Here is a 25493-nt window from a genome sequence, read left to right as displayed (position 1 = left end):
ATCTTTCTCCTTATGCCTTGACGATTTTCACTGCGCACTTCTTAAAGTCTGTTTGCTTTGACAAAGGATCCGTAGCATCTAAGGTCACTTTGTTAATCAACTGACTTGCATCAAACCAAGGCACAAAAACTAATCCAACTGGTGGCTTATTACGGCCACGTGTTTCAACCCGGGTCTTAATCTCACCACGGCGAGAGATGACTCTAACTTCATCGCCACGGCGTAACCCTCGCTTCTTAGCATCTTGTGGGTGCATAAAACAAACCGCATCAGGGAAAGCACGATACAGTTCTGGGACTCGCTGAGTCATTGAACCTGAGTGCCAATGCTCAAGCACTCGACCGGTTGATAGCCAGATATCAAACTCTTCATCTGGCGACTCTGCTGCGGGTTCGTATGGCAATGCGAAGATAACCGCTTTTCCGTCTGGCTTACCGTAGAACTCAAAACCAGAACCTGGCTTCACATACGGATCGCTTCCTTCTCTAAAGCGCCATTTAGTTTCTTTGCCATTCACTACCGGCCAGCGCAGACCATGCACTTCATGGTAGGTATCAAATGGGGCTAGGTCATGAGCATGACCTCGTCCAAAGGTGGCATATTCTTCAAATAGGCCTTTTTGCACATAGAAGCCAAAGTCTTCAGCTTCATCATTCATGTATTTGCTATCACGATCAGACAATGGGAACTTCTCAACATTGCCATTTTGATAAAGCACTTCAAATAGCGTTTTGCCTTTAAACTCAGGATTAGCGGCAAGCACATCTGCTGGCCACACTTCATCAGTGGTAAAACGCTTCGAGAACTCCATTAACTGCCAAAGATCTGAACGAGACTCACCAGGCGCTTTAACCATCTGATGCCAGAACTGAGTACGGCGTTCAGCGTTACCGTAAGCGCCCTCTTTTTCTACCCACATCGCTGTTGGTAAAATTAAGTCGGCAGCCTGCGTGGTCACAGTTGGATAAGCATCAGACACCACAATGAAGTTTTCAGGGTTACGATAACCCGGTAAACCTTCTTCGTTAATATTAGGGCCTGCCTGCATATTGTTATTTACCTGCACCCAATAAGCATTGATATCGCCATCTTTTAAGCGACGATTTTGCTCGACAGCATGATAGCCCGGCTTTGGCGGAATAATGCCACTTGGGATCCGCCAAATCTTCTCAGCAATCGCTCTGTGCTTTGGGTTTTTAACAACCATGTCAGCAGGTAGCCGGTGTGAGAACGTACCAACCTCACGCGCTGTACCACATGCTGATGGTTGACCGGTTAGCGAGAATGGGCTGTTACCCGGCGTTGAGATTTTGCCCGTTAATAGGTGAATATTGTAGATAAGGTTATTACACCACACTCCCCGCGTATGCTGGTTAAAGCCCATGGTCCAAAATGAGGTGACTTTTGTATTAGGGTCGGCGTACAGCTCAGCCAGTTCAATCAATTTATGCTCTGGTACACCAGAAAGTTCACTGACAGATTTCACATCATAATCTGCTACAAACTCTTTAAATGCCTCAAAGTCGATTGGCGTTGAGTCGCCCGCGGTTTTAACGTTTTTAGCCGCTTGTTGCAGTGGATGAGATGGGCGCAATCCATAACCAATATCGGTCTCGCCTTTGCGGAAGTTAACGTGCTTATTAACAAAGTCCCAGTTAACTTTATCGTTTTGAATAATATAGTTGGCAATAAAATTCAGCATGGCTAAATCAGTTTGCGGCGTAAATACAATTCCCAAATCGGCTAAATCAAATGAGCGATGCTCGAAGGTCGATAGCACAGAGACTTTCACATGTGGCGCGCTTAAGCGACGATCGGTCACTCGGCTCCATAAGATAGGATGCATTTCAGCCATATTAGAGCCCCAAAGCACAAATGCATCGGCAGCTTCCATGTCATCATAACAACCCATTGGCTCATCGATACCGAAGGTACGCATGAAACCGCCTACCGCAGATGCCATACAGTGACGTGCGTTAGGGTCGATGTTGTTTGAGCCAAAGCCCGCTTTCATTAATTTTGAAGCGGCATAACCTTCCCAGACAGTCCATTGACCTGAGCCAAACATACCGATAGCTGTTGGCCCTTTATCTTTAATGGTTTTTTTCCACTTTTGTGCCATGGTATCAAACGCAGTATCCCAAGAAACTGGCGTAAACTCGCCGTTTTTATCGTACTTACCATCTGTCATACGCAGCATCGGCGTTTGAAGTCTATCTTTACCGTACATGATCTTAGATAGGAAGTAGCCCTTAATACAGTTCAGGCCTTTATTCACTTCACTTTCTGCATCACCGTGTGTTGCAACCACTTTGCCGTCACGTGTCGCGACAATCACCGAGCAGCCCGTACCACAAAAACGACACGGTGCCTTGTTCCATTCGAGTTTTGTTTCTTCAGAACTTGTGATCAGGTTACTCGCCGTTGCGGGTAAAGCTAAACCTGCTACGCTCGCAGCTGTTAATGCGGCGTTAGCTTTCATAAATTCACGTCTGTTCATTTTCATTGTTTCCCCTCTTCAAGCACTTCACTTTGGTGATAAACCATTGCAGCCGATAGCACACCTGGGATAGCATTAATCGTTTCGATATCTGTCATTAATGACTTCTGGCTTGCACCTTCTAGCACTACGACCAATTTAACTTCGTTATTGACCGATAGATCTGCATTTGCCATTTTTATAATGGCTTGCCTAACCTCGGACATCTGCTCTGGTTGCACTTGGAGTACCAAGCTTGTTACGTGAAGTTCAATGCTCATCAATATCACTCATTTATTTATATATTTAATTTTATGGGTTTAACCAGCACCCGGTGGACCGGTTAGAATTTGGCTAAACCAAATCGCAAAGCCTAAGCCTGATACAAGCAAAACAGATAAAAGTGGGGCGAGAAACACAGTTAGAAAAATGAATATTCTAAACTCTAGTTTTTTCTCATCATTTGGTGTGGAACTCATAAATCCTCCAGCAAGTGGGGCTATTTAACATTTTTATTGGGCACTGATTTAGGTTAAAGCTAGAAAATTAACGACCTATCGCAGCCATTCACTATGTACTTTCATCTTGCTTAAAATGATATCAATAAGTTAACAATGTTATGTATACCCACAATTCGGTAAAACCATAGCCGAGTTGATCTAGATCATCATTTTTAAACCAGAAGTATCAAGAACACCCTTCCTAAGCACATAAACCGATTAATTAACCAATAAAACCACTCATTAAGCTATTCATAAGATTCTAAACAACGATGCAAACCAGGTTAAATATCGAACAAACCACTTGATTTTTTAACAAAGTATTCACTAAGAGGTATTAAGCATATTTTAATAATGGGCAAATAACGTACAGGTGACTATTAGGGGGATGTGGTTAAAGGCGAATGGACAACCGTATTGCAGCAGAGTTGAAGCAAGAAAATAAAGCTGGGGCAAAAACGATGGGGAAGCGGACTTTTATCTATAAAAAAACGCACGACTATGAGCCGTGCGTTTTTCAGTGCTAATCAGGTGCTACTGAGTTAACTTATACCTGCGCTATCTGGTTCAAAATACGCTTCTCCGAAATAGGATAAGCCGTACCTAAAACCTGTGCAAAACAAGATACTCGATACTCTTCAATCATCCATCTCGCTTCTATCAGCTCATCTGGTACCGGCATAGATTTAGGCAACTTTGCCATTTGCGCCTTAAGTACCTCTTGCACCTTATTGATGCTGTGCATGTGGATCCTGTCGCGATTTGGGTCAACCGGCAACTTCTCTAAGCGATTTTCAATCCCTTTCAAGTAACGATTAAGATCACCAAGACGCTGCCAGCCAGACTGCTCAACAAACCCTTTAAAAACCAGTTGGTCTAATTGGCTTTGAATATCACTCATCGCAAAGGCGATATCCAAGCTGATTTTACCTTTAAGGCGCTTTTTGATGCGGTTGAAAATCGTTAAGATCTCTTCAACTTTTAACGCTATCTTTTCTGCTGTCGGGTTCAGTTCTTGCCTAACCCAATCCTTAGCCTCGGTAAAGGCGGATTGTGAGCGCACATCAATGCCCTTCTCATCCAGTAACTGCTGCACAGCTGCCGACAAGATATCATCAATTAAGATATTCACTTGGCCAAAGGGATTGAAATACATCGCCAGTTTGGCTTTATTTGGCAGTGATTTCTGCAGATGTTTTACCGGTGATGGAATATTGAGTAACAGTAAACGTTGCAAACCAATTCGATGCTGTTTTTGTGCTTCAAATTCGTCATCAAATAATTTGATCGATACCGATGTTTTATCGTCCACCAGTGCCGGAAACGCTTTAACTTCAAAGTTACCTTTCTTTTGTTCAAACTGTTTAGGTAGATCGCCAAAGCTCCATAGCTCAAGTCCTTTTTTCTCAATACCTGAGTCAGCAACTTGACGAATAGCCTCTACAACTTGGCCCTGCATGCTCGCTTTTAACGTCTCTAAATCTCGCCCTTCAGCGAGCAACTTCCCCTTGTCACCTTCAACCTTAAAGTTAACTAAAAGGTGTTTAGCAAACTGAGTCGAGTCAAAATCATCGGGCGAAATACGGGTACCACTCATTCGCAGCAGTTGCTTACACATAGCCTCGATTAATGGCAGCTCAAACGGCGTCATCGCTTGTAAACACGCCTTTGCATAGTCAGGTGCTGGCACAAAGTTACGTCGAAGCGCCTTAGGCAAAGACTTAATTAGCGCGATGCATTTCTCTTCACGCAGCCCTGGTACAATCCAGTCAAAATCCGTCTCATCGACTTGGTTGATCAACGCGACAGGAATATGCACAGAGACACCATCATCGGCTGTCGATGGTTCAAAGTGGTAACTCACCTTGAGGATTAAATTACCTTTATGCCATTTCTCAGGAAAATCCAATAGCGAGATATGATCACTACTACGCTGCATCAAGGTTTCACGTTCGAAATCCAATAGATCGGGCGTAGTCTTTTTAGCGTCTTTCCACCACTTTAAAAACTTAGGCGCATTGTAAATGCCATCAGGGATTTTCGGCTCATAAAACGCATACAAAGCTTGTTCGTCTACCAAAATGTCACGCCGACGTGATTTGTGCTCTAGCGATTCAATATCTAACAACAACTTTTGATTTTTTATGAAAAAAGCTTCGTTAGTTCTGAGTTCACCATCAGCAAGTGCCGAGCGCACAAAAATCTCGCGCGCTTCAACCGGCTCCACAGGGCCATATTGCACCTTACGACGGTTCACTATTTGCAGGCCATAGAGGACTTGGTTTTCTAGCGCGACTACGGAGCCAAGCTTGGATTCAAAATGCGGCTCGACATAGTTCTTCTTCACCAAGTGCGTAGCCAAAGGCTCAACCCACTCAGGTTGAATTTTAGCGCAGCAACGGGCAAATAAACGTGAGGTTTCAGTCAGCTCTGCTGCCATTATCCATTTAGGGCCTTTTTTCGCTAACGGCGATCCTGGAAACACAAAAAACTTACGATTGCGCGCACCTAAATACTCTTTATCTTTATCTTTAAAGCCGATGTGACTCAGTAACCCTGTCAGTAATGAGCGATGCAACGCTTCGTAATTGAGCTCTTCAGTCGGCGCATTTAGCTTCCATTTCAGCTCATGGGTCGCTTGCCTGAGCTGGGTGTAAAGGTCTTGCCACTCACGAACGCGTAAATAGGCGAGGAACTCACTCTTACACTGCTTTCTAAACTGGCTACTCGACAACTCTTTCTGGCTTTGCTTTAGGTAATCCCACAGGTTTAGCCATGAAACAAAGTCTGAGTCTTTATCACTAAAGCGATTATGGGCCTGATCTGCCGCTTGCTTCTTGTCCATTGGCCGTTCGCGTGGATCTTGAATAGATAGGCCCGCAGTGATCACCAGTGATTCATGCAAGCAACCATTTTGCTGCGCTTCAATCACCATACGTGCAAGACGCGGATCCACAGGGATATGAGCAAGCTGACGCCCAAGTGGTGTTAAACTTAGCTGATCTTTCTTCTTAACTACCGCCTGTAACTCTTCAAGCAACATAAAGCCGTCACGAATGTAGCGCGCATCAGGTGGCTGAATAAACGGGAACCCCTCGATATCGCCAAGGCCAATCGACAGCATCTTTAAAATAACAGAGGCTAAGTTGGTCCGCAGGATCTCAGGATCGGTAAAGCCTGGGCGTGAGATGAAATCATCTTCACTATATAATCGAATACAAATACCTGGCGCGACACGACCACAACGCCCCTGTCGTTGGTTGGCACTTGCTTGCGAGATAGGTTCAATCGGTAGTCGCTGTACTTTGGTGCGGTAACTATATCGGCTAATACGCGCTGTACCTGGGTCAATGACATAACGAATACCCGGAACCGTTAACGAGGTTTCGGCGACGTTCGTTGCAAGTACAATGCGACGGCCCACATGGCTCTTAAAGACTTTTGATTGCTCGCCATAAGACAAACGCGCATACAGTGGCAAAATTTCTGTATCGCGATACTGACGCCGGTTTAGCTGCTCGGCAACATCACGAATTTCTCGCTCACCGTTCATAAAGATCAAGATATCGCCTAGCCCCTCATTTATCAGTTCATCGGTGGCGGCAAAAATACCTTCAATAAGATCAAGATCCTCATCTTGGTCTTGCACCAACGGGCGATATCGCGTTTCAACAGGATAAGTACGTCCAGAGACTTCAATCACGGGTGCATTGTTAAAGTGCTTTGAAAAACGCTCAACATCGATGGTTGCAGAGGTAATAATCACTTTAAGATCGGGACGTTTACTTAAGACGTTTTTCAAATAGCCCAAGATAAAGTCGATGTTAAGGCTTCGCTCGTGAGCCTCATCGATAATGATGGCGTCATATTGGTTGAGGTATTTATCATTGGTTAATTCAGCCAACAAAATACCGTCAGTCATTAACTTAATATATGAGTCATTATTAATCGCATCGGCAAAACGTACTTTAAAGCCCACCGCCTCACCAAGAGGTGTATTCATCTCTTCAGCTATTCGCGTAGCAACACTGCGCGCAGCCAATCGACGCGGCTGGGTGTGACCAATAAGGCCGCGAGACCCTAAACCCAGTTCTAAACAAATTTTAGGCAGCTGAGTGGTTTTACCTGAGCCCGTTTCGCCCGCGACAATCACCACTTGATTGCCTGAAATCGCATTGCTGATCTCATCACGTTTTTGCGATACAGGTAAACTCTCTGGGTAGCTGATTTTTGGGCGATTAGCCAAACGCAGTTCGACTTTTTGACGCGACTCTAGTGCTAACAGCTCGAGCTGTTCAAGAGTGGCTGTTTTTGCCTCTGAGTCAGGCTCTTTTCTAAGCCTAAAAAGACGACGCCTAATTTTGGCGGCGTCAGCTTCATAACAGTGTTTTAAGAATGCGTTAGATAAAGGATGCTGTTGCGAACTCAAGTGCAAATTCCATAGCCAGGACGAAAGAGAGTGATCCTAGCAAGGAACGCAGGATGTTGGTATAGCTGGCTTGAAAATACTTTGTCTTAGTAAGGCTAACTCGGCAGATTTGTGGCTAATGAGGTATGCTCTGTCGCTAAAACGAAAAGAGAGTCCGCAATGCCGCCAACTCTCAATATCACAGACCCATAAACTCGGCGCTGAAGTTTTTAAGCTGGCGTTAGATAACACTGCTGCATGTAGGTATTAATCGCCTGCAATACATTGGTCCGATTAATGGTGCCAACCACTTTGCCATCTTCAATTACCGGGTATACTTTTGGCTTAGGGCCTAACATCTGCTCCGCTAACTGCAATACACTGGTGCTTGGAGTCACAGATAATACATCGGTACGCATACAATCTTTGACGATTGCAGTTAAATCGCAGTGATAACTACTTTTGAGCATCACAGCAAGGCAATCCTGCTGCGATAAAAAACCCACTAACCGACCATCATCTTCGACCACTGCGGCGCCCAGTTTCTTGTTATCCAAAAGACGTTCTACTGCTGTTGCTAGTGACATGGAAGGCGATAACAACACTGGCTGGCGATCCATATGTTCTTCTACATTGATTGAATCCATTTCAGTCCCCTATTTAGCTACTCTTTTTTAGTTTAGCTAACATTTGCCAATTCAGGTGGAGAATGAAAGCAGTACTTCATATCAAGTGATGTGATAAAGCAGTAAAAACGGCATTCTATTTGTAGCATAGCTAAATTTTTGTAACGCTACTTATAATACGATTCGATTCCTTAAATGCTGAAATAACTTGCTTGATATCATTTGAGCCAAAAATGACACCATCGATATCGAGCCCGCTAAATAATGCATAGGTAACCAAATTCAATTTTTGGTCTTCAACATCAGAAAAGCCGGATGAAAATATATATTCACCGTAGAACATACCACCAACACAGATATCATTCCGTATTGTGTGAATATAATCATTTCCTATTAACATTATGGATTCATGACTTTTCGATATTGGTATGTTATCGATGCAACTGCCTTTGCTTTCGGTTAGTCTAACTGAATGCCTTCCATCAAAATAGTTCTCAAGCTCAACTAGAACTTTATTACCATTATCTCGTTTCGTTCTATTTATTGCTCGGACAGTAAAGTTTTGTTGTTGTTGAACAACCCAATTCTGTTGTTGAATTGCACTTTCTGTAGTCTGACTCTCCAGCGGTTCATATCCAGCACAGCCAGTCAAACCAAGGAAATTAGTAGCAATTAGCAGTATAAAAAATTTTTGCAATTTAAAAGTTCTCAATATAACTAACCTTGGTGGATATTTGTTTACTTTATAGATATTGCGTTTTTAAGCACTGTCAAAACTTACAAACAAACATAAATCTATTGAGTTAAGCCATTGTATTTAATGTATAATACGATAAATCACAAACAGTAAAAGTTCAACTTATTACTGTCAATATTTTGACTTGCGTCGCAAATATATATGTGCAATCTTAATTGACCAGATAACTAATCTGTATGGATTATTCCTAATTAGTTTATAAATAATCTGACTGAATCTGTAATACGTTAGGTCAAGAGCCTACCTTCTCAATAAAAGGGCAATTAAAGTCGATTTAAGTTATATGCCTGCAAGGGAGCTTCTGCAATCACATATTAGCAAAACAACATAAACATATCTTTTAGTCTATTTATTCAAGGCATAGGCAAAATCAACATTGATTTAGGAGCTTAAACTGAAGTGTATAGAAAGCTTAACTTTATACACCGATGCTTTAGGGATGCTAATAAGAAAGTACTAAAGCCGTGTATTTGACAGATGTGATGAGCGAGTCTCTATGGATGGGAGCTTGGATAAATAATTATCTTAAATGCTTAATCTAGGGCTGTCGTTGAGGTTTGGGAAAATCTAATTGATGATAAGCCTCAATTGAAGTAGATGGTTTATGGCTTTACATGAAAAAGCCGAAGCAATGCCTCGGCTTTCAGTATATCAGTTCACATCTACTTACAAAGTGGCTCTCTGAAACTTACGCCAGTGTCCCACGGTTGCTCAATCCAGGTATCTTGAGCGATATCGACAATATAGTCATCGACCAAAGGTTTACCCGCAGGCTTTGCACAAACGGTGACAAACTTAGCCTTAGGGTAGATATCACGTACGATTTTAGCCGTTGAGCCACTATCAACAAGATCATCGATTACAATAAAGCCTTCGCCATCGCCAGGCGCTTGCTTAATGATCTTCGTTTCTCTTTGGTGGTCGTGATCGTAACTTGAAATACAGATCGTATCGACATGGCGAATGCCCAATTCACGAGCCAAAATGGCTGCAGGTACTAAACCACCGCGGCTAACTGCAATAATGCCTTTCCACTGCTGTGCAGGTAACAGGCGCTCAGCCAACTCACGGGTATAACCTTGCATTTGATCCCAAGTGATCAGAAATTTCTTGCTCATGTGCAACCTTTTTATGCGAATACGCTATTTTAGGGGAAAGAGATTGCGCGGCATTTTGGCTTTTTATTCAAAACCATACAAATATAAGTTCGTGACCCAATTCACATATTTTAACTAACGGGTCATTGGACATCAGCTAACGACTCGCGTTAATGCCAAAGCGTTAATCTATCGGTCTCATTGTATAGATATTTGTTAATCAATTTGTTGGTGCCATGATTATAAACACGTTGAGCCGAGGTTTAGGAAATGAGTATTTTGCGCTAAAAATTGCTAGTCATGGGTAAGCTATTTTAGATCAGCACTTTTTAATTGTTGATATTTGTCTAATACACCATTACGGGCCAGGCCACGCTTTACACTGCTGCACAATTTTCCAAAGCGGCGTATTTCATCAAATTGGGGGGTTCTGCCATTTGATATTGCTGACTCCCAGTAGCTTAATTCGCTATCCACTAACTCTATGAGTTTCTTCGGACAACCTATACAGCTGCCATCTGGGCCGCAGACAAAAGTTTCAGGTTCATATAATGGGAGCTCCTGCTTAACCTGCTCAATAATGTTTAGCATAGCCGTGGCACGATCGGGCTTAGTCTCTTTATTAGGAGTAGGAGCTGTTTTAGGAGCGGTTTCAACAGCTATAGTTTGCTTCGTCATAAAATGCTTAAACAGTCAAAATCTAGCTACATTATATAAGCTAGTGGCTCTTTACATTAGTGAATATTTATTTAAGTACTTATTTACTAAAACACTCGCTTATCTGAGCACGTACTCGTTTAAGCAAACACTCACTTTAGCAGTCACTTATTTACGTAGGTATTTATGAGCGAGTTTCTTAAGTGAGTCGTCGCGTTTTTCCCTTTACCTAAATCCCTTTTTCTAGCTTCCTTGTTCTAACTCCCTTGTTCTAGCCATTTTCTCTAGGTTTAACCCTCTATAGGAATAATATTGCACCGCTTTAAAATATCGTAAATAGAGGTGCACGATAGGAAATGTTTACCTTCCGTGCACATCACTTCACATTAAAGATCTGACCAAATCATCACTTGCGCAGGTTCGTTGTTTTTTCGAGTCGCTCGGTACATGCCTTCGGTATTAAAAGGGGTTGCGATATTGCCTCGTTGATCGATTGCAATCACACCGCCTGTGCCACCAGCCGTGATCAAACGTTGATTTATCACTTCATCGGCCGCTTGAATAATGGACTTGTTTTGGTATTTCACTTTTGCACAAATATCGCCTGCCACGTGGTAACGTATAAAATACTCACCATGGCCCGTAGCCGAGACTGCGCAAACACCGTTCTCAGCATAAGTTCCCGCACCTATCACAGGCGAATCACCAATACGGCCAAAGCGTTTAGCCGTCATACCGCCCGTAGAGGTGCCGGCTGCAAGGTTACCGTTTTGATCTAAGGCTACTGCGCCTACCGTGCCAAATTTATAGTCAAACTCACTGTAATCAAGGGCGCTTTGCTGATAATTATGGTGCATATTAGCACCAGTACTGGCTTGATAATCTGGATTCGACTCCGCTTTTTGGATTTTTTCTTTGGCAGTTTTTAACTGTTGATAACGACTTTCTGTGTCAAAGTGATTAGCCGGTACTAACGTGAAGCCTTGAGTTAAGGCAAACTCTTCAGCGCCCTGACCCGCAAGCATCACATGGGGAGATTTCTCCATGACGGTTACAGCCAAATCGATAGGGTTTTTAATGTGTCTTACCCCTGCGACAGCCCCAGCATTCATGGTTTTACCGTCCATGATAGAGGCATCCATTTCGTGGCTGCCATCATAAGTGTACACAGCGCCAAGTCCAGCATTAAAAAGTGGGCTATTCTCTAGGATATTTATTGACGCTCGAACAGCAACTAAACTGTCGCCACCTTTAGCGAGAATATCATAGCCAGCATCCACAGCTTGTTGTAATTTTTCCCGATACGCAGTTTGCTGCTCAGCGGTTAAATTGGCCTTGGAAATAGTGCCCGCACCACCATGAATCGCAATTGAGAATGGTTTATCACTGGCCACCACATTTACAGACAAGAATGACGATAAAACAACCAACATTGTAGAACTGAACGACTGATACTTCACAAACCGCACCCAATTATATTTATTTGCTCTCTTTGTAACTATTTTCGGCCATAATTACAATCAGCAACTTGCTTGAGTGCACTATTCTAGTGACAATAGGCTGTCCTAATAATAAGAGTCTAATTTTGTTGATAAGTTTAATCCGAATGCTGAGCTTAATCTTGATACTTGTCACTCTGACAGTAACAACGTTTTCCGCCCAGGCAAATGACTGGTTAACACTTAACATAAAAGGTGTTGAGGGAAGCCTTGCACGTAATGTTCAAGCTCACTTAGGCACCTTACCCGACTCCAGCGTACAACGCCGAGCCTATATCTTTAACGCCGAAGATAACATTAACGCAGCGATGCACTCTATGGGCTATTACCACAGTAAAATATCCCAGCAGATCATCAACAATGAAAAGAAAGCCTGGGTGCTCAAGATTAATATTGATGCGGGACCACCGACATTAATCAGTTGGGTTGATATTCAAGTTAAAGGTGAAATGCGTAATGACCCCATTTTTGAAAAATGGCTCAGTCAATTAACGATCCGTCCTGGAGATAAACTCAATCAAGGTACTTACGACGATATCAAGTCTCAACTACTGACTCTCGCTCTGGCTAGAGGCTACTTTGATGGTAAGTTTGATTTAGCTCAAATCGCCGTCAATCGTGACTTTAACACTGCAGAAATCTCACTTTATTATGACTCAGGTAAGCGATATCACATTGGTAAAGTCAGTTTTACAGGCTCTACCTTAGAGCCACAAATTTTAGAACAGCTGATCCCTTTTAAACTTGATGCCCCCTATAGCACCGCTAATTTAGGTCAATTAAACAGACAACTGTTAGATACCGGTTACTTTTCTAATATCAAGGTGTTGCCTCTTGTTGATCAAGTAAAAGACTTACAAGTTCCGATTCGTGTCGAACTGAGCTCTCGACCTTATCATTCAATAGAGTTAGGTCTAGGTGCAGATATCGGTAACACTGTCGATAACAATCTTGAACCTAGAGTACGAGTCACTTGGCGTACCCCACAAATTAATAAATATGGTCACTCACAGGAAACGACTGCCGAGTGGTCACCGGATAAACCTAAGTTTTTAACGACTTATACTATCCCCCTCACCCATCCCATTGACGATCAGTTAAAGATCCGAGTTGGAATGCTACGGGACAAGTATGGTGTTACACAGGTATACAATGCCGACGAGCGCCAATTTAATAATACCGGGCAACTTGAATCGACCAAAACAGTATTAGCGGTGATAAGACATCAACGCCTTGAAAGTAAATGGCTGTTTAACTATTCAGCCGAAGTGATGAGCGAGAACTACACTCAATCGGGGGTTGACTATGATCCTAGATACGTTTTATTTGGCACTAGCCTCTCTAAAACGGTTCGTGGTGATAATTCTCTCGATCCGAAATCAGGTTTCTTCCAATTCTATAGTCTCGAATATGCCGACCCTAATTTAGGTTCGGAAGTTAGGCTTGCACGTTTACAGTCCAAGTTCATATGGATAGATACATTTTTTGAAAAGCACAGGATCGTTTCCCGCTTAGATATGGCAGCCAACTTAACCAGTAACTATTCACTGGCAGAGATCCCGCCTTCATTACGTTACTTTGCAGGTGGAGACCAAAGTATTCGTGGTTATAGTTACAATGAGCTAGGCCCTTATATTGACAGTGTTAATGCCGAAGGAGAAGTTGTCAGGGAGGTTGTTGGTGGGCGTTACTTGATGGTCGGCAGCTTGGAATATCAATACTATTTAACGCCACATTGGCGGGTTGCAACATTTATCGATGCCGGTAATGCTTTTGACGTTAACCAAGTAGAACTTGTGACTTCCGTCGGTGCAGGTATTCATTGGATCTCACCTATCGGCCCCGTTAAACTCGATATCGGTATCGGTTTGAAAGAGACTGATACTATTAGTCGCCCTTGGCGAATTCATATCACTATGGGGTCGGTGTTATGACGACTTCTGAACAACAGTCACAAACCACATTCCCCCAGCAACCAGCAGCAAATAAACTCAGTTTGAAAGCTAGAGTATGGCGTTGGTTTAAACGAATAAGTCGGGTGATTATTTACACGCCACTGCTTATTTTAGTCTGCGCCGCAATATTAATTGGTACACAGTTTGGCAGTCATATTGCGGTAAAGTTGGCCGACACCTTGGTGCCTGATTTGGAACTTGATTACAAGTCAGGTCAAATTAACCGCCAACTTGAACTCAATTATGCCGCTTGGCAAATGCATGGCGTTAAAGTAGAGATCTCAGATCTCGTGCTTGCTTGGAATCCCATGTGCTTAATGCAAAAACAACTTTGCGTAGAGCAGTTAACTAGCTCAAAAGTCAATGTTGAAATAGACACTGCACTTCTTGGTGAAGAATCCCCAACACAAGCTAAGACAGAGCTCGCACTTAACAATGACCATATCCAGAACTCATCGTTAACCGCTGCCCCTAATACCCTTGCCAGCAACGTCAATAATAACGCCCTTACAACTGGTTCAACACAGAGTGATTCAACTGAGCGCAGTAACACTAAGAGCAATGAAACTGGCAGTAATGAAACTGAACCCGATAAAACTAAGAGTGATGAAACAGAAAACCAAGAGATCACTCTACCATTTGCGATTACCTTAGTCAGCGGAGCCCTACAAAACGTCACTGTTCGCGTGAATGATATGGACTTTAACGCCAATCAGCTCAATTTAAGTACCGAGTGGCTTGCAACGGGGATCCGTGCAAGCTCCATTTATTCTGAAGGCTTACTTGTCTCTATTCCTTTCGAAGAGACCACACCGGAACAAGCACTGACCACGACTATCTCGCCGAAAGAGAGCAACAAAACCAAAGCAAAACAGACAAATCCAGATATAAATAAAGCGACTGAAGATTGGGCTATGGCAAATCTTCCACCAGTATTTATGCCTATTCCAGTCTTTGTTGAAGCCTTAAATATCGACAATGGTGACTTGGTGCTTGGGCCGCGTAAAGATCATTTTAGCCACCTGCACTTAAGTGGCAGCTACCAACAGTTTTTGATCAATATTGATGATTTTAAAGCTAGCCACAGTTACGGTGACGTTAGCCTTATAGGACAAATGTCGCTTATTGACGATTATCCAATGGATATAAAGTCCTCCATATCACTTCACCAAGTCACTGAATTGCCAGGACTTGAAAAACAAAACGTCAACATTACCGTCAAGCAAGACTTTAAGGATCTTACAAGCCATATCGTCGGTAGCGGTCAATTCAGTTTCGACATCAACTCGACAATCGACCTCACTAAGCCAAATATTCCCTACCAACTAAGTTTGAACGCTAAAAAGTTACAATGGCCACTAAAAGACGCTGAGTATAGTGCCGCCAATATTACGCTCACCAGCCAAGGCGACTTAGGCACTCAAAGAGTAACGATGAGAAGTTTATTCTCCTCAAACTACCAACCAACGCTCGACATTGACGCTGTACTGAAACACGCTAATAGTCGTGTTGATATTGAAAAGCTACACGCTTATAACGACGTCCTTGGCTCAGTCATCCTACAAGGCCAATTTAAATATGGTGAGCAATTAAGTTGGGACGCCAAAGTTGCTGCGCAAAACTTCGATATTAGTCAGCTAAAAGTAACACAGAGCCAAGTCTTGCCTAACAGTGATATTACTGGCCCTTTAAATACTAGCGGTAAGTTCAGCCTCGCCGACAAGACTTGGTCTATCGATATTGAACAAGCTAACCTTAGTGGGCATGTTATGCATTACCCGCTCAATGTTGACGGCGGGATCGCCATTAACAATAAATGGTATTTAAGCTCTGATGGCCTCAATGTTACTGCTTTACAGAGCCGACTATTTATCCAAGGAGAAGTCGATAAGCGCTGGGCGTTGACTGGAGAGCTTAATGTGCCCAATTTAAGTCTATGGCAGCCTGACGCCAAAGGGACCATTAACGCAGATATTAATGTATCGGGTGAAAACGAACATCCCGATATTGCGGTCTCGCTCAATGCTAACGAACTGCAGTTTTTAGCACTAGAGCTTGCAAATTTGTCGCTAGCTGGACACTACAAACCATTCGATAATCAAGCTTTTAAGGCTGCACTCAACTTGCAAGAGTTTAGCTACCAAGAACTCGACCTCTCCAGTATCGTGGTAAACACAGAGGGGAATTTAATCCAACAGTCACTCACTCTCAAATCAGATGGCGATGTTAAACTGACAACGGATATTAGCAGCCAGTACAACGAGCTTAAACAACATATTAACGCGCGGGTTAATCGGCTTTCACTAAATTCTAAACTCGGTGATATTAGCCTTGAAGCACCGATGACTGCTGAATATAGTTTAGATAAAAATGAAGGCAACATCGCACCATTTTGCCTGTCCCACATCGGTGGGCAATTATGTGCAAAGATGCCAATTCAACTCGGCCTAACTGGCCAGGCTGGAATCGAATTTGTTGGTGATCTTGGCGTCTTAGTCGAACCTTGGTTACCTGAAAGCCTTGATTGGAAAGGCCCAGCGACATTAACCTCAAACTTACAATGGTTTGAAGATAAAAAGCCCACCGGCAATGTAGAATTATCGCTATCACAAGGCCATATCGACTTTAAAGCAACCAATAATAGTGATGTCGCTATTGGCTATAAGTCGCTACTGCTACGTAGCCGGTTAGATGAAAAGCAGCTGGTTAGCTCACTGTCTCTGGAATCCCACGACATCGCCAGTATGGATGCCAATCTGGCGATTAATGTCAGCCCTGATAGAAAAATGCAGGGACAACTGTCGCTACAACAAATTAACTTACAAGCTTTAGCTGAATTACTACCTGAGCTTGAAGTCCTCGAAGGACAAATCTCAAGTAAATTGCAAATAAGCGGTAGCTTAAACGAACCTCAAGTATCAGGTGAAGTATCACTCAATAAGGGGTCAATCATGGCTACAGCAAACCCGACATTATTAGAAGATATCGATCTCGATTTTATCTTTTCGGGCAAAAAAGCAAAAATTGATGGCGAACTCAAAATGGGCAAAGGAAAAGCCTACGTCGACGGCCAGCTAGATTGGGCACAACAAAAGCTCAAAGGTGCTTTCGGTTTAAAGGGTAAAGACTTAGCCGTGATCCAACCGCCGCTTGCTATTTTAAATGTAGGAACGGATTTACAAGTAAAATTCACCGATCATTCTTTCGATATTAGTGGTGATATCAATGTGCCATCAGGGCACATAACCATAGTACAACTGCCAGAAGGCGGTGTTGCCCTTTCAAAAGATGTCGTCTTTACCGACAGCCAGGCATCTGAGCAAGCAAAAGTATCACCGCTCGCCGTGTCAGCCCAAGTAAACTTGAATGTTGGCAATAATCTACGCGTCGATGGCATGGGGTTAACAGGTAAACTGCAAGGTCAGTTAGAATTAAAACAAGATCCTTTTAGACCTCCTTTACTATTTGGAGAAATCAAGGTCGTCGACGGCAATTACAAATTTATGGGGCAAACTCTACAAATACGAGCAGGCGAAATGCAGTTTGTTGGTCCTATTGACGTGCCAAACCTTAATATTGAAGCGGTTAGAGTCATTAAGGATGAAGATGTTGTTGCAGGCGTGCGCATCACCGGCACCCCGATGAAACCCATTGTTAATCTATTTTCAAATCCTGCCAAAGAGCAGGCTGAAATTCTCAACTATATTGTCAGAGGGACTGGGTTGAGTGACAACAGCATAGATCAAAATAGCGGCTTAATGATGGGAGCCGCCCTTTCATTGAGCAGTCAAATTGACGGCGGCGCTATTGGTAACATAGGTAATACCGCCACCAGCATTATTGAGAAGATTGGCTTCTCTAATGTGCAACTCGATGCAAATGATGATGGTCGCTTCGCTATCAGTGGCTTTATCGGTGACAAACTGATGATCAAATATGGTGTTGGCGTATTTAACCCAGGTTATGAAATGACAGTTAGATACTACCTGTTATCGCAATTGTACCTAGAAAGTGTGTCAGGCTCCATTGAGCAGTCTCTCGATCTCTATTACCGCTTTGACCTGTAGCCCAATAATCACTATCTGTTGCTCAGTTAATACTAAAAGCAAAAAGCCATCGTTACGATGGCTTTTTAATTAATTTGATATACGTGACATTCTAGGTATCTGATTGACCCAGTTCTTTTGGCATGTCATCACGTAGGCTCTGCCACATAACGCCACTATTAATACCATAAGTGCGCATTAACGCAGGTACATCAGTGTAATTTTTATCGATAGCAAGTTGCTGCAACTGCTTATAAAAATCCATCGCCAATGCTCGTGCTTCAGCACTTGAGAAATAGTAACGCCCCACTCTGCTATATAAGCCTTTAAATCCATTTAGGATTAAAACATAAAGTGGATTACCTGACGAAAATGCTAAGGTGTGCTGTAGTTCGTAATCGAAATCCGCATAGGCCTGAGCAGTATCTTCAAGCTCATTAATCGTCGCCAGTGCTGCAACTGCTTTATCAGGACTATTGCGAATAGCACCTCTAAAATAAATTGCACTGACACTGCTTCTCGCAGACAGCAACTGGTCTACTAATTCAGGAAAACCATCCGGGTTAAGATCAGCAATCGTCTCTAGAATGTTTAGTCCTGACGTTTCCCAGAAATTATTAACACGGGTTGGTTTACCGTGCTGAATCGTAAGCCATCCGTCTCGAGCCAAACGCTGCAGTACTTCACGCAATGTCGTACGGGTGACACCAATCAATTCTGAAAGCTCACGTTCAGCGGGCAGAATAGAGCCTGGAGGAAACTTATTTTCCCAAATGGATCGTACAATATACTTCTCTGCAAAGCTTGCAGGGCCTTTGGCATTGATGATCATAAGCCTACTCTATCCGATTATTAGTGTTGTTCTGTGACTGATCATACCAGAGCGGTAGGAAATGAAAACTAAAACAGGCTTATTAGACGATGACTAGCGAAATAAAGCTGTCGAACCGCTCACTTTTTGCGCTAACAGTTCAGTTTAAGTGATATTTTTTTGATATAGATAGCTGTTTCGTCATTAGGGGCTTTTTAAGTTATCGAAAAGGTTTTACCTTTAGCATTGGCTTATTTATCTCTAGTAGAAAATTCAACCATTTTGGCTACTAGAAACTATAAAAAATCAATAGAGAGGATTCCATGCCTGTGACAATGAGTCGGGCGTTTCTTGACAACTTCTTGGGTAATTCACCTAAGTGGTTCAAACTCGCGATCATATCGTTTTTGGTGATCAACCCAATCGTATTTTACTTTAACCCGTTTATTGCAGGCTGGCTGTTAGTTGTTGAATTTATTTTCACCTTAGCTATGGCCCTTAAGTGCTACCCATTACAACCGGGTGGATTATTAGCGATTGAAGCTGTGGCTATCGGCATGACTTCGCCGAGCCAAGTGCTACATGAAATCGAAGCAAACCTTGAAGTAGTGTTACTGCTGGTCTTTATGGTCGCCGGTATTTACTTCATGAAGCAGCTGCTACTTTTTGTCTTTACCAAGATGATTACTAAGGTTCGCTCAAAAGTTGCTGTATCGATGATGTTCTGTATGGCATCGGCATTTTTGTCTGCTTTCTTAGATGCACTAACTGTTATCGCAGTTATCATTACCGTCGCTGTCGGTTTCTACTCTATTTACCACAAGGTAGCGTCGGGTAAAACTTTTGGCGATAGTCATGATCATACATCTGATGGCCATGAGCAGCTATGTCAAGAAGAACTCGAGTCTTTCCGAGGTTTCTTACGTAACTTGCTGATGCATGCTGGTGTGGGTACCGCTCTTGGTGGTGTTTGTACTATGGTTGGCGAGCCACAAAACCTGATCATTGCAGCCCAGGCAAACTGGCAATTTGCTGAATTTGCTATCCGCATGTCTCCAGTGACAGTACCTGTATTCTTTGCTGGTATTACGACTTGTTTCTTAGTTGAGAAGTTCAAAGTCTTTGGCTACGGTCAACAGCTGCCTGAGGCAGTTCATAAGATCTTATCTGATTACGATGCTCATGAAGATGCTAACCGTACTAAACACGATAAAGTTAAATTACTTATTCAGGCACTTATTGGTGTGTGGTTAATCGCAGGTCTTGCACTGCACTTAGCTTCTGTTGGTCTAATCGGTCTATCTGTTATCATTCTTGCAACAGCATTTAACGGTATCACTAATGAACACGCACTGGGTAAAGCATTCGAAGAAGCTCTGCCATTTACAGCACTATTAGCGGTTTTCTTTGCTATCGTTGCAGTCATTATTGATCAGCAGCTGTTCGCACCAGTAATCCAATGGGCACTAAGCTATGAAGGCAACACTCAGTTAGTCATTTTCTACATTGCTAACGGTCTATTGTCGATGGTAAGTGACAACGTATTCGTTGGTACGGTTTACATTAACGAAGTGAAAGCTGCGCTACTTAACGGCCAAATCACTCGTGATCAGTTCGATCTACTTGCTGTTGCTATTAACACCGGTACTAACCTACCTTCTGTTGCAACACCAAATGGTCAAGCTGCGTTCCTATTCCTACTGACCTCTGCGATTGCACCGCTTATTCGCCTTTCGTACGGCAGAATGGTGTGGATGGCATTGCCGTACACTATTGTATTGTCTATCGTAGGTGTGCTGGCAATTCAATTAGGTGGCCTAGAACAGATGACTCAGTATTTTTATGACAGTCAAATGTTAATCCACCACTCTGCTCAAGCAGCGGCGGATGGTGTAATATCAGCACATTGATAAGCATTATTTGAACTATTTTTTAAATAGTTAGTCATATAAAACGCCCTATTCAATAGGGCGTTTTTTATTTGCAATGGAGACTTTATCGTTGAATGCACTAATTCGTTTTTCCCACTCAAGAACAGCTTGGCTAACCTTAATGCTCTCAGCTGTTGCACTTGAGCTTGCCGCGCTCTTTTTTCAACACATCATGAAACTTGATCCCTGTGTTATGTGTATTTATCAGCGCGTTGCAGTATTTGGAGTCGTCTTTGCAGGCCTAATTGGTACTATCGGTCATCGCTCACGTATCGCTCGTGCGCTCGGAGTTATTGTTTGGGGGGTTAGCGCGGCTTGGGGGTTAAAGTTAGCGCTGGAGCTTGTCGATATGCAGATGAATCCCTCTCCTTTTGCAACCTGCTCATATCTACCTGAATTTCCAACTTGGCTACCACTTCATGAATGGTTACCTGCTATCTTTATGCCTACAGGCATGTGTACTGATATTCCATGGGAGTTTATGGGCGTCACTATGGGGCAATGGATGATTGTGGCATTTAGCGGCTACCTGCTCGCTTTACTGATTTTTATCATCCCATCATTAAAGAAGTCAATCTAGCTACCTAGGCGCTCCTATCAGTAATTCTTTATACTGACTGCTATAATGCAGGCTTACAAAGCAAAAACGCTCTATTAGAGCGTTTTTGTTATTTATATAGATATTGATACCTGAGTATTAATCAACATCTTTCATTGGCCAAAGCACTATGTGATCTTCAATATCTCGGATCTTAGTTTCACACGTTACCTTACCAGCTACCGACATTCCCGCTAAAATCATCGCCTCTTTCGAGCCCGTTTTTAAAGGATGCCAAGTAGGCAATTCTCGCCCCAAAAACAGGCGACGATATGCACAGCTATCGGGCAACCAAGTTAACGACGCGATATTGTCAACGGTGACTTTGGTACACGATGGCACAAAGCTAAAGCGTTGATCGTAATTCTGACAATGGCCCACTTTATTATCGAGTAACTGACAAGCGGCATTCGTGTAATAAAGTTGCTCAGTTTCGTCGTCAATCAATTTATTTAGGCAACACTTACCACAACCATCACATAATGACTCCCACTCTTCGGTCGTCATCTGTGCTAAGGTTTTTTCATTCCAAAACGCCATGCTTAAATCATTCACTCATCCAAATCAGTTAGCTGGCTATTATACAACGCTATGGCTGTCATTCGCACTAGGGCATTGCCCTACTTACACCTTTTAGATGGGCTTATTATTAAAATCTGTGATTATGATTAGAAAAGATACTGCGTATCCTTAAAAGGATTATTAGCGCTAACGCTGCCGAGTTAACGGCAAAGTTAGCGTAAATATGGGCCTAGCGCGGAGGTGATAACAAACAACCACGATAAAATCTCTCTTTTACCGTTTAAGTGAATGCTTAAATGATCGCCGGGTACTTAATTCTCTCTGAAAGATAAGCGACAGTAATAGCAAAGTAATCTGAGTCATTCCAACGTAGTAAACCGCGATAGTTATCATAAACCAGGTACTTACGCCCATTTTCCCCATCAGGCATCACCAGTGATATCTGCATATCATCGCGCTTAGGTAAATCACTACCATCAAAACGGCGCACGCCAAGTTCCTGCCATTGATTAAAGCTTTTCTTTATCTTTAAGTCTGCAAGACTTGCTTCAAATGACTTAGGTAGCTGAACTTGCCGACCCCAGGTTTCAGACTCTTTCCAACCAGCTTGCTGAAGATAATAAGCAGTAGATGCAAATGCATCACTGATGTTATTCCATATATCCCTCTTACCGTCCCCATCACCATCTTGAGCATAGGCAAGATACGAGCTAGGCATAAACTGAGTTTTGCCCATTGCGCCAGTCCACGAGGCTTTTAATTCAGAAAATCCAATATCGTCACGCTGTGCAATTTTTAATGCGGCAAAGAACTCTTTACGATAAAAGTCTTCTTTGTGCCCTTCATAGGCTAACGATGCGGTTACCGATAAAACAGGGAACTCACCGCGCAATTGACCGAAGTTAGACTCTACGCCCCATAACGCCACAATGAAGCGTGGCTGCACACCATAACGTTGACCCATTTTCTCAAGTTCAGGATAATGTTGTTTATACAAAGCACGCGCCGCATCAACAGTTGATTGCGGCACGGCTTTGGGGAGATAGGTTTCAAGCGTAACAGGGACTTCAGTCTGGTTTTGTCCAGTTACCATCGCTTTTTTAAACAATTTAATTTTTGGAAAAACATCATCTATCGTTTGTTTACTGATGCCTTTATCAATGGCATCTTGTTGTAGCGAGTTAACGTAATCACTAAAACTACCTTTAGGCTCACTTGCCGCACTGACGACGTTAGGCGACAAACTTAAACAGCAAGCCAGTGCTAGAACATGTTTTCCAAAAACCATAATACCCCTTGTGTTACATCTTTTATGGCATTAACCCTTTTTAATCCGGATTAAAACCGATGTCTTTTTTATGTTGTTCTAATAAATTAACAACAGGAGGTGGTAACTGTAAATAAAATCCTTTTTCTTTCAGTTCAGATCTTACTTTTTTTATATCGGCAAAACCTAAATGATCACGCTTTTCGATGGGTAGCATCATCACTAACTGCGGCTCGCCAAACATGGCCATTAATGCTTCAGGAACACGTTCAAAATCATTACGTTTTTCAACGAAAAGATAACTTTCAGCCTTTCTACGGCTTTTATATACTGCACAGATCATATACGACTCAAATTCCAAACTATTCAACTTGCCAGCTACGAATGCACACTATAACATGGACCGTTAGGAATATAATGGATATCGGCCCTGTGCTGAATTTTTTCTAGAGAGCGATTCAGGAATGCAAACACCTAGCCTCGAATTAAAAGGCTCTTCTTTTACTCTTTCTGTACTGCATATCAACAATAATGATATGGCAGTTATTGCCGCAGAGTTAGATGCTAAGCTTGCCATTGCACCACAATTTTTTATTGGTGCGCCTTTAGTGGTCAACCTTAGCGCTATAAAAGCTCCAGATTTTGACATACTGGGTTTAAAAGAAATTTTAACCAGTCGTCAATTGATTATTGTTGGCATAACCAGTGCATCTAATGAGCTAACTAAACAAGCTAAATCGATTGGTCTAGCCATAGTCAAATCAGGTAAAGAAGCCACTTCACAGCCTCAAATGCCTAAAACGACCAAAATCGTTAAACAAAATGTCCGCTCAGGGCAACAAATCTATGCCAAGAATGCAGATTTGATTATTGTCGGTGCGGTGGGCAATGGTGCAGAAGTGATAGCCGACGGCAGTATCCATATATATGGCACATTACGTGGTAAGGCGATGGCTGGCGCTGCTGGCGACAGAAACGCGATTATCATGGCACAAAAAATTGAAGCAGAGCTCGTATCGATTGCAGGTCAATACTGGCTAACTGAAAATCTTCAGCAAAACGGAGCCGCTCCAAGCGGTTGTATTCGCCTAGAGGGCGAATCGCTTACGGTTGAATCATTGCCTCTGTAAGAGCGCAAAATTGAAAGGATTATTATAAATGGCGCAAATTATTGTTGTCACATCGGGTAAAGGTGGCGTGGGTAAAACCACCTCAAGTGCTGCTATTGCCACAGGTCTTGCGATGAAAGGCCATAAAACCGTGGTTATCGATTTTGATATTGGTCTGCGCAACTTAGACTTAATCATGGGTTGTGAGCGTCGTGTGGTGTATGACTTTGTTAATGTTATTAATGGTGAAGCAAATCTAAATCAAGCACTGATTAAAGATAAGCGCTGCCCGCAGCTTTTCGTATTACCCGCTTCGCAAACTCGCGACAAAGATGCCTTAACCAAAGAAGGTGTTGGTAAAGTCTTAGAAGATCTAGCCAAAGATTTCGAATATATTATTTGTGACTCACCAGCGGGCATTGAAACTGGCGCTATGATGGCGCTATATTTTGCCGATACAGCGATTGTAACGACCAACCCTGAAGTCAGCTCTGTGCGCGATTCAGACCGTATTTTAGGCATGCTACAAAGTAAATCTAAGCGTGCAGAAGAAGGTTTAGAGCCAGTTAAAGAGTACTTGTTACTGACTCGCTACTCTCCTGCCCGTGTAACAACAGGCGAGATGCTAAGTGTACAAGATGTTGAAGAGATCTTAGCGATCCCATTGCTCGGCGTGATCCCTGAATCACAAGCCGTATTAAAAGCCTCTAACTCTGGTGTACCTGTAATTATCGATCAAGAGAGCGATGCAGGTATGGCCTATAGCGATGCTGTAGCAAGGTTATTAGGTGAAGAACTGCCTTTCCGATTTCTTACGGAAGAGAAGAAAGGTTTCTTAAAACGAATATTTGGTAGCTAATTATGTCTCTTCTTGATTATTTCAAAACGAAAAAGGAACCAAGCACTGCAGTTACAGCAAAAGAACGACTGCAGATTATCGTCGCACACCAACGTGGTGAGCGCGGCGCTCCAGATTACTTTCCTCAGATGAAGCAAGAGATCATCGAAGTGATCCGTAAATATGTGCAAGTCGGCCCCGATCAAGTATCGGTGCAACTTGAACAGACAGATGACCATTTTTCAGTGTTAGAACTAAATGTGACGCTACCAGAGCAAAACTAATAGCGATATTAAATAAAAATGCCCGCATATGCGGTAATGCCGTTCACTTAAGGTGAACGGCATTTTTATTTTTGGCATACCGTTGAGGCCTTGGTTTTACTGTTCTGGG

At 42.8% G+C, this 25493-nt stretch carries 20 protein-coding genes; 7 read left to right on the top strand and 13 right to left on the bottom strand.

Features of this window, described 5'->3' with window-relative positions:
* Nucleotides 1-10: 10 nt before the first annotated feature.
* The 9 genes from napA to ACVBIO_RS12545 form a co-directional block, all read right to left on the bottom strand.
* Complete coding sequence (gene napA / locus ACVBIO_RS12585; RefSeq protein WP_447160014.1) at nucleotides 11-2500, bottom strand: nitrate reductase catalytic subunit NapA; 2490 nt, start codon at nucleotides 2498-2500, stop codon at nucleotides 11-13.
* 2 nt (nucleotides 2501-2502) lie between these two features.
* Nucleotides 2503-2760 (bottom strand): chaperone NapD, encoded by a 258-nt coding sequence (locus ACVBIO_RS12580; protein WP_447159895.1) that lies wholly within the window; start codon nucleotides 2758-2760, stop codon nucleotides 2503-2505.
* Between the two features lie 39 nt (nucleotides 2761-2799).
* The gene (locus ACVBIO_RS12575) at nucleotides 2800-2958 is read right to left on the bottom strand and encodes a periplasmic nitrate reductase, NapE protein (RefSeq protein ID WP_012155661.1); all 159 of its coding nucleotides are present in this window, start codon (nucleotides 2956-2958) and stop codon (nucleotides 2800-2802) included.
* A 568-nt stretch (nucleotides 2959-3526) separates the two neighbouring features.
* Nucleotides 3527-7408 (bottom strand): ATP-dependent RNA helicase HrpA, encoded by a 3882-nt coding sequence (gene hrpA, locus ACVBIO_RS12570; RefSeq protein ID WP_447172749.1) that lies wholly within the window; start codon nucleotides 7406-7408, stop codon nucleotides 3527-3529.
* A gap of 209 nt (nucleotides 7409-7617) precedes the next feature.
* Entirely contained in the window at nucleotides 7618-8034 is a 417-nt protein-coding gene (locus tag ACVBIO_RS12565) for a CBS domain-containing protein (protein WP_447159897.1), read from the bottom strand.
* Between the two features lie 130 nt (nucleotides 8035-8164).
* Entirely contained in the window at nucleotides 8165-8725 is a 561-nt protein-coding gene (locus ACVBIO_RS12560) for a hypothetical protein (RefSeq protein ID WP_447159898.1), read from the bottom strand.
* Between the two features lie 707 nt (nucleotides 8726-9432).
* A complete protein-coding gene (gpt, locus tag ACVBIO_RS12555) occupies nucleotides 9433-9888 on the bottom strand; it encodes a xanthine phosphoribosyltransferase (RefSeq protein ID WP_447159899.1) in 456 nt (151 codons plus the stop codon).
* Between the two features lie 288 nt (nucleotides 9889-10176).
* Entirely contained in the window at nucleotides 10177-10545 is a 369-nt protein-coding gene (locus tag ACVBIO_RS12550) for a hypothetical protein (protein WP_447159900.1), read from the bottom strand.
* Nucleotides 10546-10910: 365 nt separating this feature from the next.
* Nucleotides 10911-11957 carry an isoaspartyl peptidase/L-asparaginase family protein gene (locus ACVBIO_RS12545; protein WP_447160015.1) on the bottom strand — a complete coding sequence of 349 codons (1047 nt, stop codon included), beginning with the start codon at nucleotides 11955-11957 and terminating at the stop codon, nucleotides 10911-10913.
* 173 nt (nucleotides 11958-12130) lie between these two features.
* On the opposite strand from ACVBIO_RS12545, the gene ACVBIO_RS12540 reads away from it, so the two are divergent.
* Together ACVBIO_RS12540 and ACVBIO_RS12535 are read left to right on the top strand one after the other, a co-directional pair.
* On the top strand, nucleotides 12131-13957 hold the full coding sequence (locus tag ACVBIO_RS12540; protein WP_447172762.1) for an autotransporter assembly complex protein TamA: 1827 nt from the start codon (nucleotides 12131-12133) through the stop codon (nucleotides 13955-13957).
* A complete protein-coding gene (locus tag ACVBIO_RS12535; protein WP_447172748.1) occupies nucleotides 13954-18045 on the top strand; it encodes a translocation/assembly module TamB domain-containing protein in 4092 nt (1363 codons plus the stop codon). The genes ACVBIO_RS12540 and ACVBIO_RS12535 overlap by 4 nt, the downstream gene beginning before the upstream one ends.
* A gap of 91 nt (nucleotides 18046-18136) precedes the next feature.
* Here ACVBIO_RS12535 and fadR read toward each other — a convergent pair whose 3' ends face one another.
* Nucleotides 18137-18856 carry a fatty acid metabolism transcriptional regulator FadR gene (fadR, locus tag ACVBIO_RS12530; protein ID WP_447159902.1) on the bottom strand — a complete coding sequence of 240 codons (720 nt, stop codon included), beginning with the start codon at nucleotides 18854-18856 and terminating at the stop codon, nucleotides 18137-18139.
* A 302-nt stretch (nucleotides 18857-19158) separates the two neighbouring features.
* On the opposite strand from fadR, the gene nhaB reads away from it, so the two are divergent.
* Nucleotides 19159-20745, top strand: a complete 1587-nt coding sequence (gene nhaB, locus ACVBIO_RS12525) for a sodium/proton antiporter NhaB (protein WP_447159903.1) — start codon at nucleotides 19159-19161, stop codon at nucleotides 20743-20745.
* A 91-nt stretch (nucleotides 20746-20836) separates the two neighbouring features.
* Complete coding sequence (gene dsbB / locus ACVBIO_RS12520; RefSeq protein ID WP_447159904.1) at nucleotides 20837-21346, top strand: disulfide bond formation protein DsbB; 510 nt, start codon at nucleotides 20837-20839, stop codon at nucleotides 21344-21346.
* Nucleotides 21347-21463: 117 nt separating this feature from the next.
* Here dsbB and ACVBIO_RS12515 read toward each other — a convergent pair whose 3' ends face one another.
* From ACVBIO_RS12515 to ACVBIO_RS12505, 3 genes are all read right to left on the bottom strand, one after another.
* Complete coding sequence (locus tag ACVBIO_RS12515; RefSeq protein ID WP_447159905.1) at nucleotides 21464-21904, bottom strand: YcgN family cysteine cluster protein; 441 nt, start codon at nucleotides 21902-21904, stop codon at nucleotides 21464-21466.
* 274 nt (nucleotides 21905-22178) lie between these two features.
* Nucleotides 22179-23174, bottom strand: a complete 996-nt coding sequence (locus ACVBIO_RS12510) for a lytic murein transglycosylase (protein ID WP_447172747.1) — start codon at nucleotides 23172-23174, stop codon at nucleotides 22179-22181.
* Nucleotides 23175-23214: 40 nt separating this feature from the next.
* Entirely contained in the window at nucleotides 23215-23496 is a 282-nt protein-coding gene (locus tag ACVBIO_RS12505) for a YcgL domain-containing protein (RefSeq protein ID WP_447159907.1), read from the bottom strand.
* A 121-nt stretch (nucleotides 23497-23617) separates the two neighbouring features.
* Between ACVBIO_RS12505 and minC the strand changes: the two genes are divergently transcribed.
* The 3 genes from minC to minE are packed head-to-tail and all read left to right on the top strand — an operon-like array spanning nucleotide 23618 to nucleotide 25384.
* On the top strand, nucleotides 23618-24283 hold the full coding sequence (gene minC / locus ACVBIO_RS12500; protein WP_447159908.1) for a septum site-determining protein MinC: 666 nt from the start codon (nucleotides 23618-23620) through the stop codon (nucleotides 24281-24283).
* 28 nt (nucleotides 24284-24311) lie between these two features.
* Nucleotides 24312-25121, top strand: a complete 810-nt coding sequence (minD, locus tag ACVBIO_RS12495) for a septum site-determining protein MinD (RefSeq protein WP_447159909.1) — start codon at nucleotides 24312-24314, stop codon at nucleotides 25119-25121.
* A 2-nt stretch (nucleotides 25122-25123) separates the two neighbouring features.
* Entirely contained in the window at nucleotides 25124-25384 is a 261-nt protein-coding gene (minE, locus tag ACVBIO_RS12490) for a cell division topological specificity factor MinE (RefSeq protein WP_447159910.1), read from the top strand.
* The last annotated feature ends 109 nt before the right edge of the window (nucleotides 25385-25493 follow it).

This window comes from Shewanella sp. 0m-8 (assembly GCF_052977265.1).
Note: the sequence above shows the minus strand (reverse complement) of the source record. Positions and strands in the feature narration are given on the sequence as shown.

Excerpts from the sequence above, each read along its gene's own strand:
- ACVBIO_RS12545 (WP_447160015.1), bottom strand. The coding sequence starts at position 11,957 with ATGTTGGTTGTTTTATCGTCATTCTTGTCTGTAAATGTGGTGGCCAGT.
- ACVBIO_RS12580 (WP_447159895.1), bottom strand. The coding sequence starts at position 2,760 with ATGAGCATTGAACTTCACGTAACAAGCTTGGTACTCCAAGTGCAACCA.
- ACVBIO_RS12515 (WP_447159905.1), bottom strand. The coding sequence starts at position 21,904 with ATGGCGTTTTGGAATGAAAAAACCTTAGCACAGATGACGACCGAAGAG.
- minE (WP_447159910.1), top strand. The coding sequence starts at position 25,124 with ATGTCTCTTCTTGATTATTTCAAAACGAAAAAGGAACCAAGCACTGCA.
- ACVBIO_RS12540 (WP_447172762.1), top strand. The coding sequence starts at position 12,131 with ATGCTGAGCTTAATCTTGATACTTGTCACTCTGACAGTAACAACGTTT.
- ACVBIO_RS12550 (WP_447159900.1), bottom strand. The coding sequence starts at position 10,545 with ATGACGAAGCAAACTATAGCTGTTGAAACCGCTCCTAAAACAGCTCCT.
- minD (WP_447159909.1), top strand. The coding sequence starts at position 24,312 with ATGGCGCAAATTATTGTTGTCACATCGGGTAAAGGTGGCGTGGGTAAA.
- ACVBIO_RS12575 (WP_012155661.1), bottom strand. The coding sequence starts at position 2,958 with ATGAGTTCCACACCAAATGATGAGAAAAAACTAGAGTTTAGAATATTC.
- ACVBIO_RS12535 (WP_447172748.1), top strand. The coding sequence starts at position 13,954 with ATGACGACTTCTGAACAACAGTCACAAACCACATTCCCCCAGCAACCA.
- ACVBIO_RS12505 (WP_447159907.1), bottom strand. The coding sequence starts at position 23,496 with ATGATCTGTGCAGTATATAAAAGCCGTAGAAAGGCTGAAAGTTATCTT.
- fadR (WP_447159902.1), bottom strand. The coding sequence starts at position 18,856 with ATGATCATCAATGCCAAAGGCCCTGCAAGCTTTGCAGAGAAGTATATT.
- ACVBIO_RS12510 (WP_447172747.1), bottom strand. The coding sequence starts at position 23,174 with ATGGTTTTTGGAAAACATGTTCTAGCACTGGCTTGCTGTTTAAGTTTG.
- ACVBIO_RS12565 (WP_447159897.1), bottom strand. The coding sequence starts at position 8,034 with ATGGATTCAATCAATGTAGAAGAACATATGGATCGCCAGCCAGTGTTG.
- gpt (WP_447159899.1), bottom strand. The coding sequence starts at position 9,888 with ATGAGCAAGAAATTTCTGATCACTTGGGATCAAATGCAAGGTTATACC.
- napA (WP_447160014.1), bottom strand. The coding sequence starts at position 2,500 with ATGAACAGACGTGAATTTATGAAAGCTAACGCCGCATTAACAGCTGCG.
- nhaB (WP_447159903.1), top strand. The coding sequence starts at position 19,159 with ATGCCTGTGACAATGAGTCGGGCGTTTCTTGACAACTTCTTGGGTAAT.
- minC (WP_447159908.1), top strand. The coding sequence starts at position 23,618 with ATGCAAACACCTAGCCTCGAATTAAAAGGCTCTTCTTTTACTCTTTCT.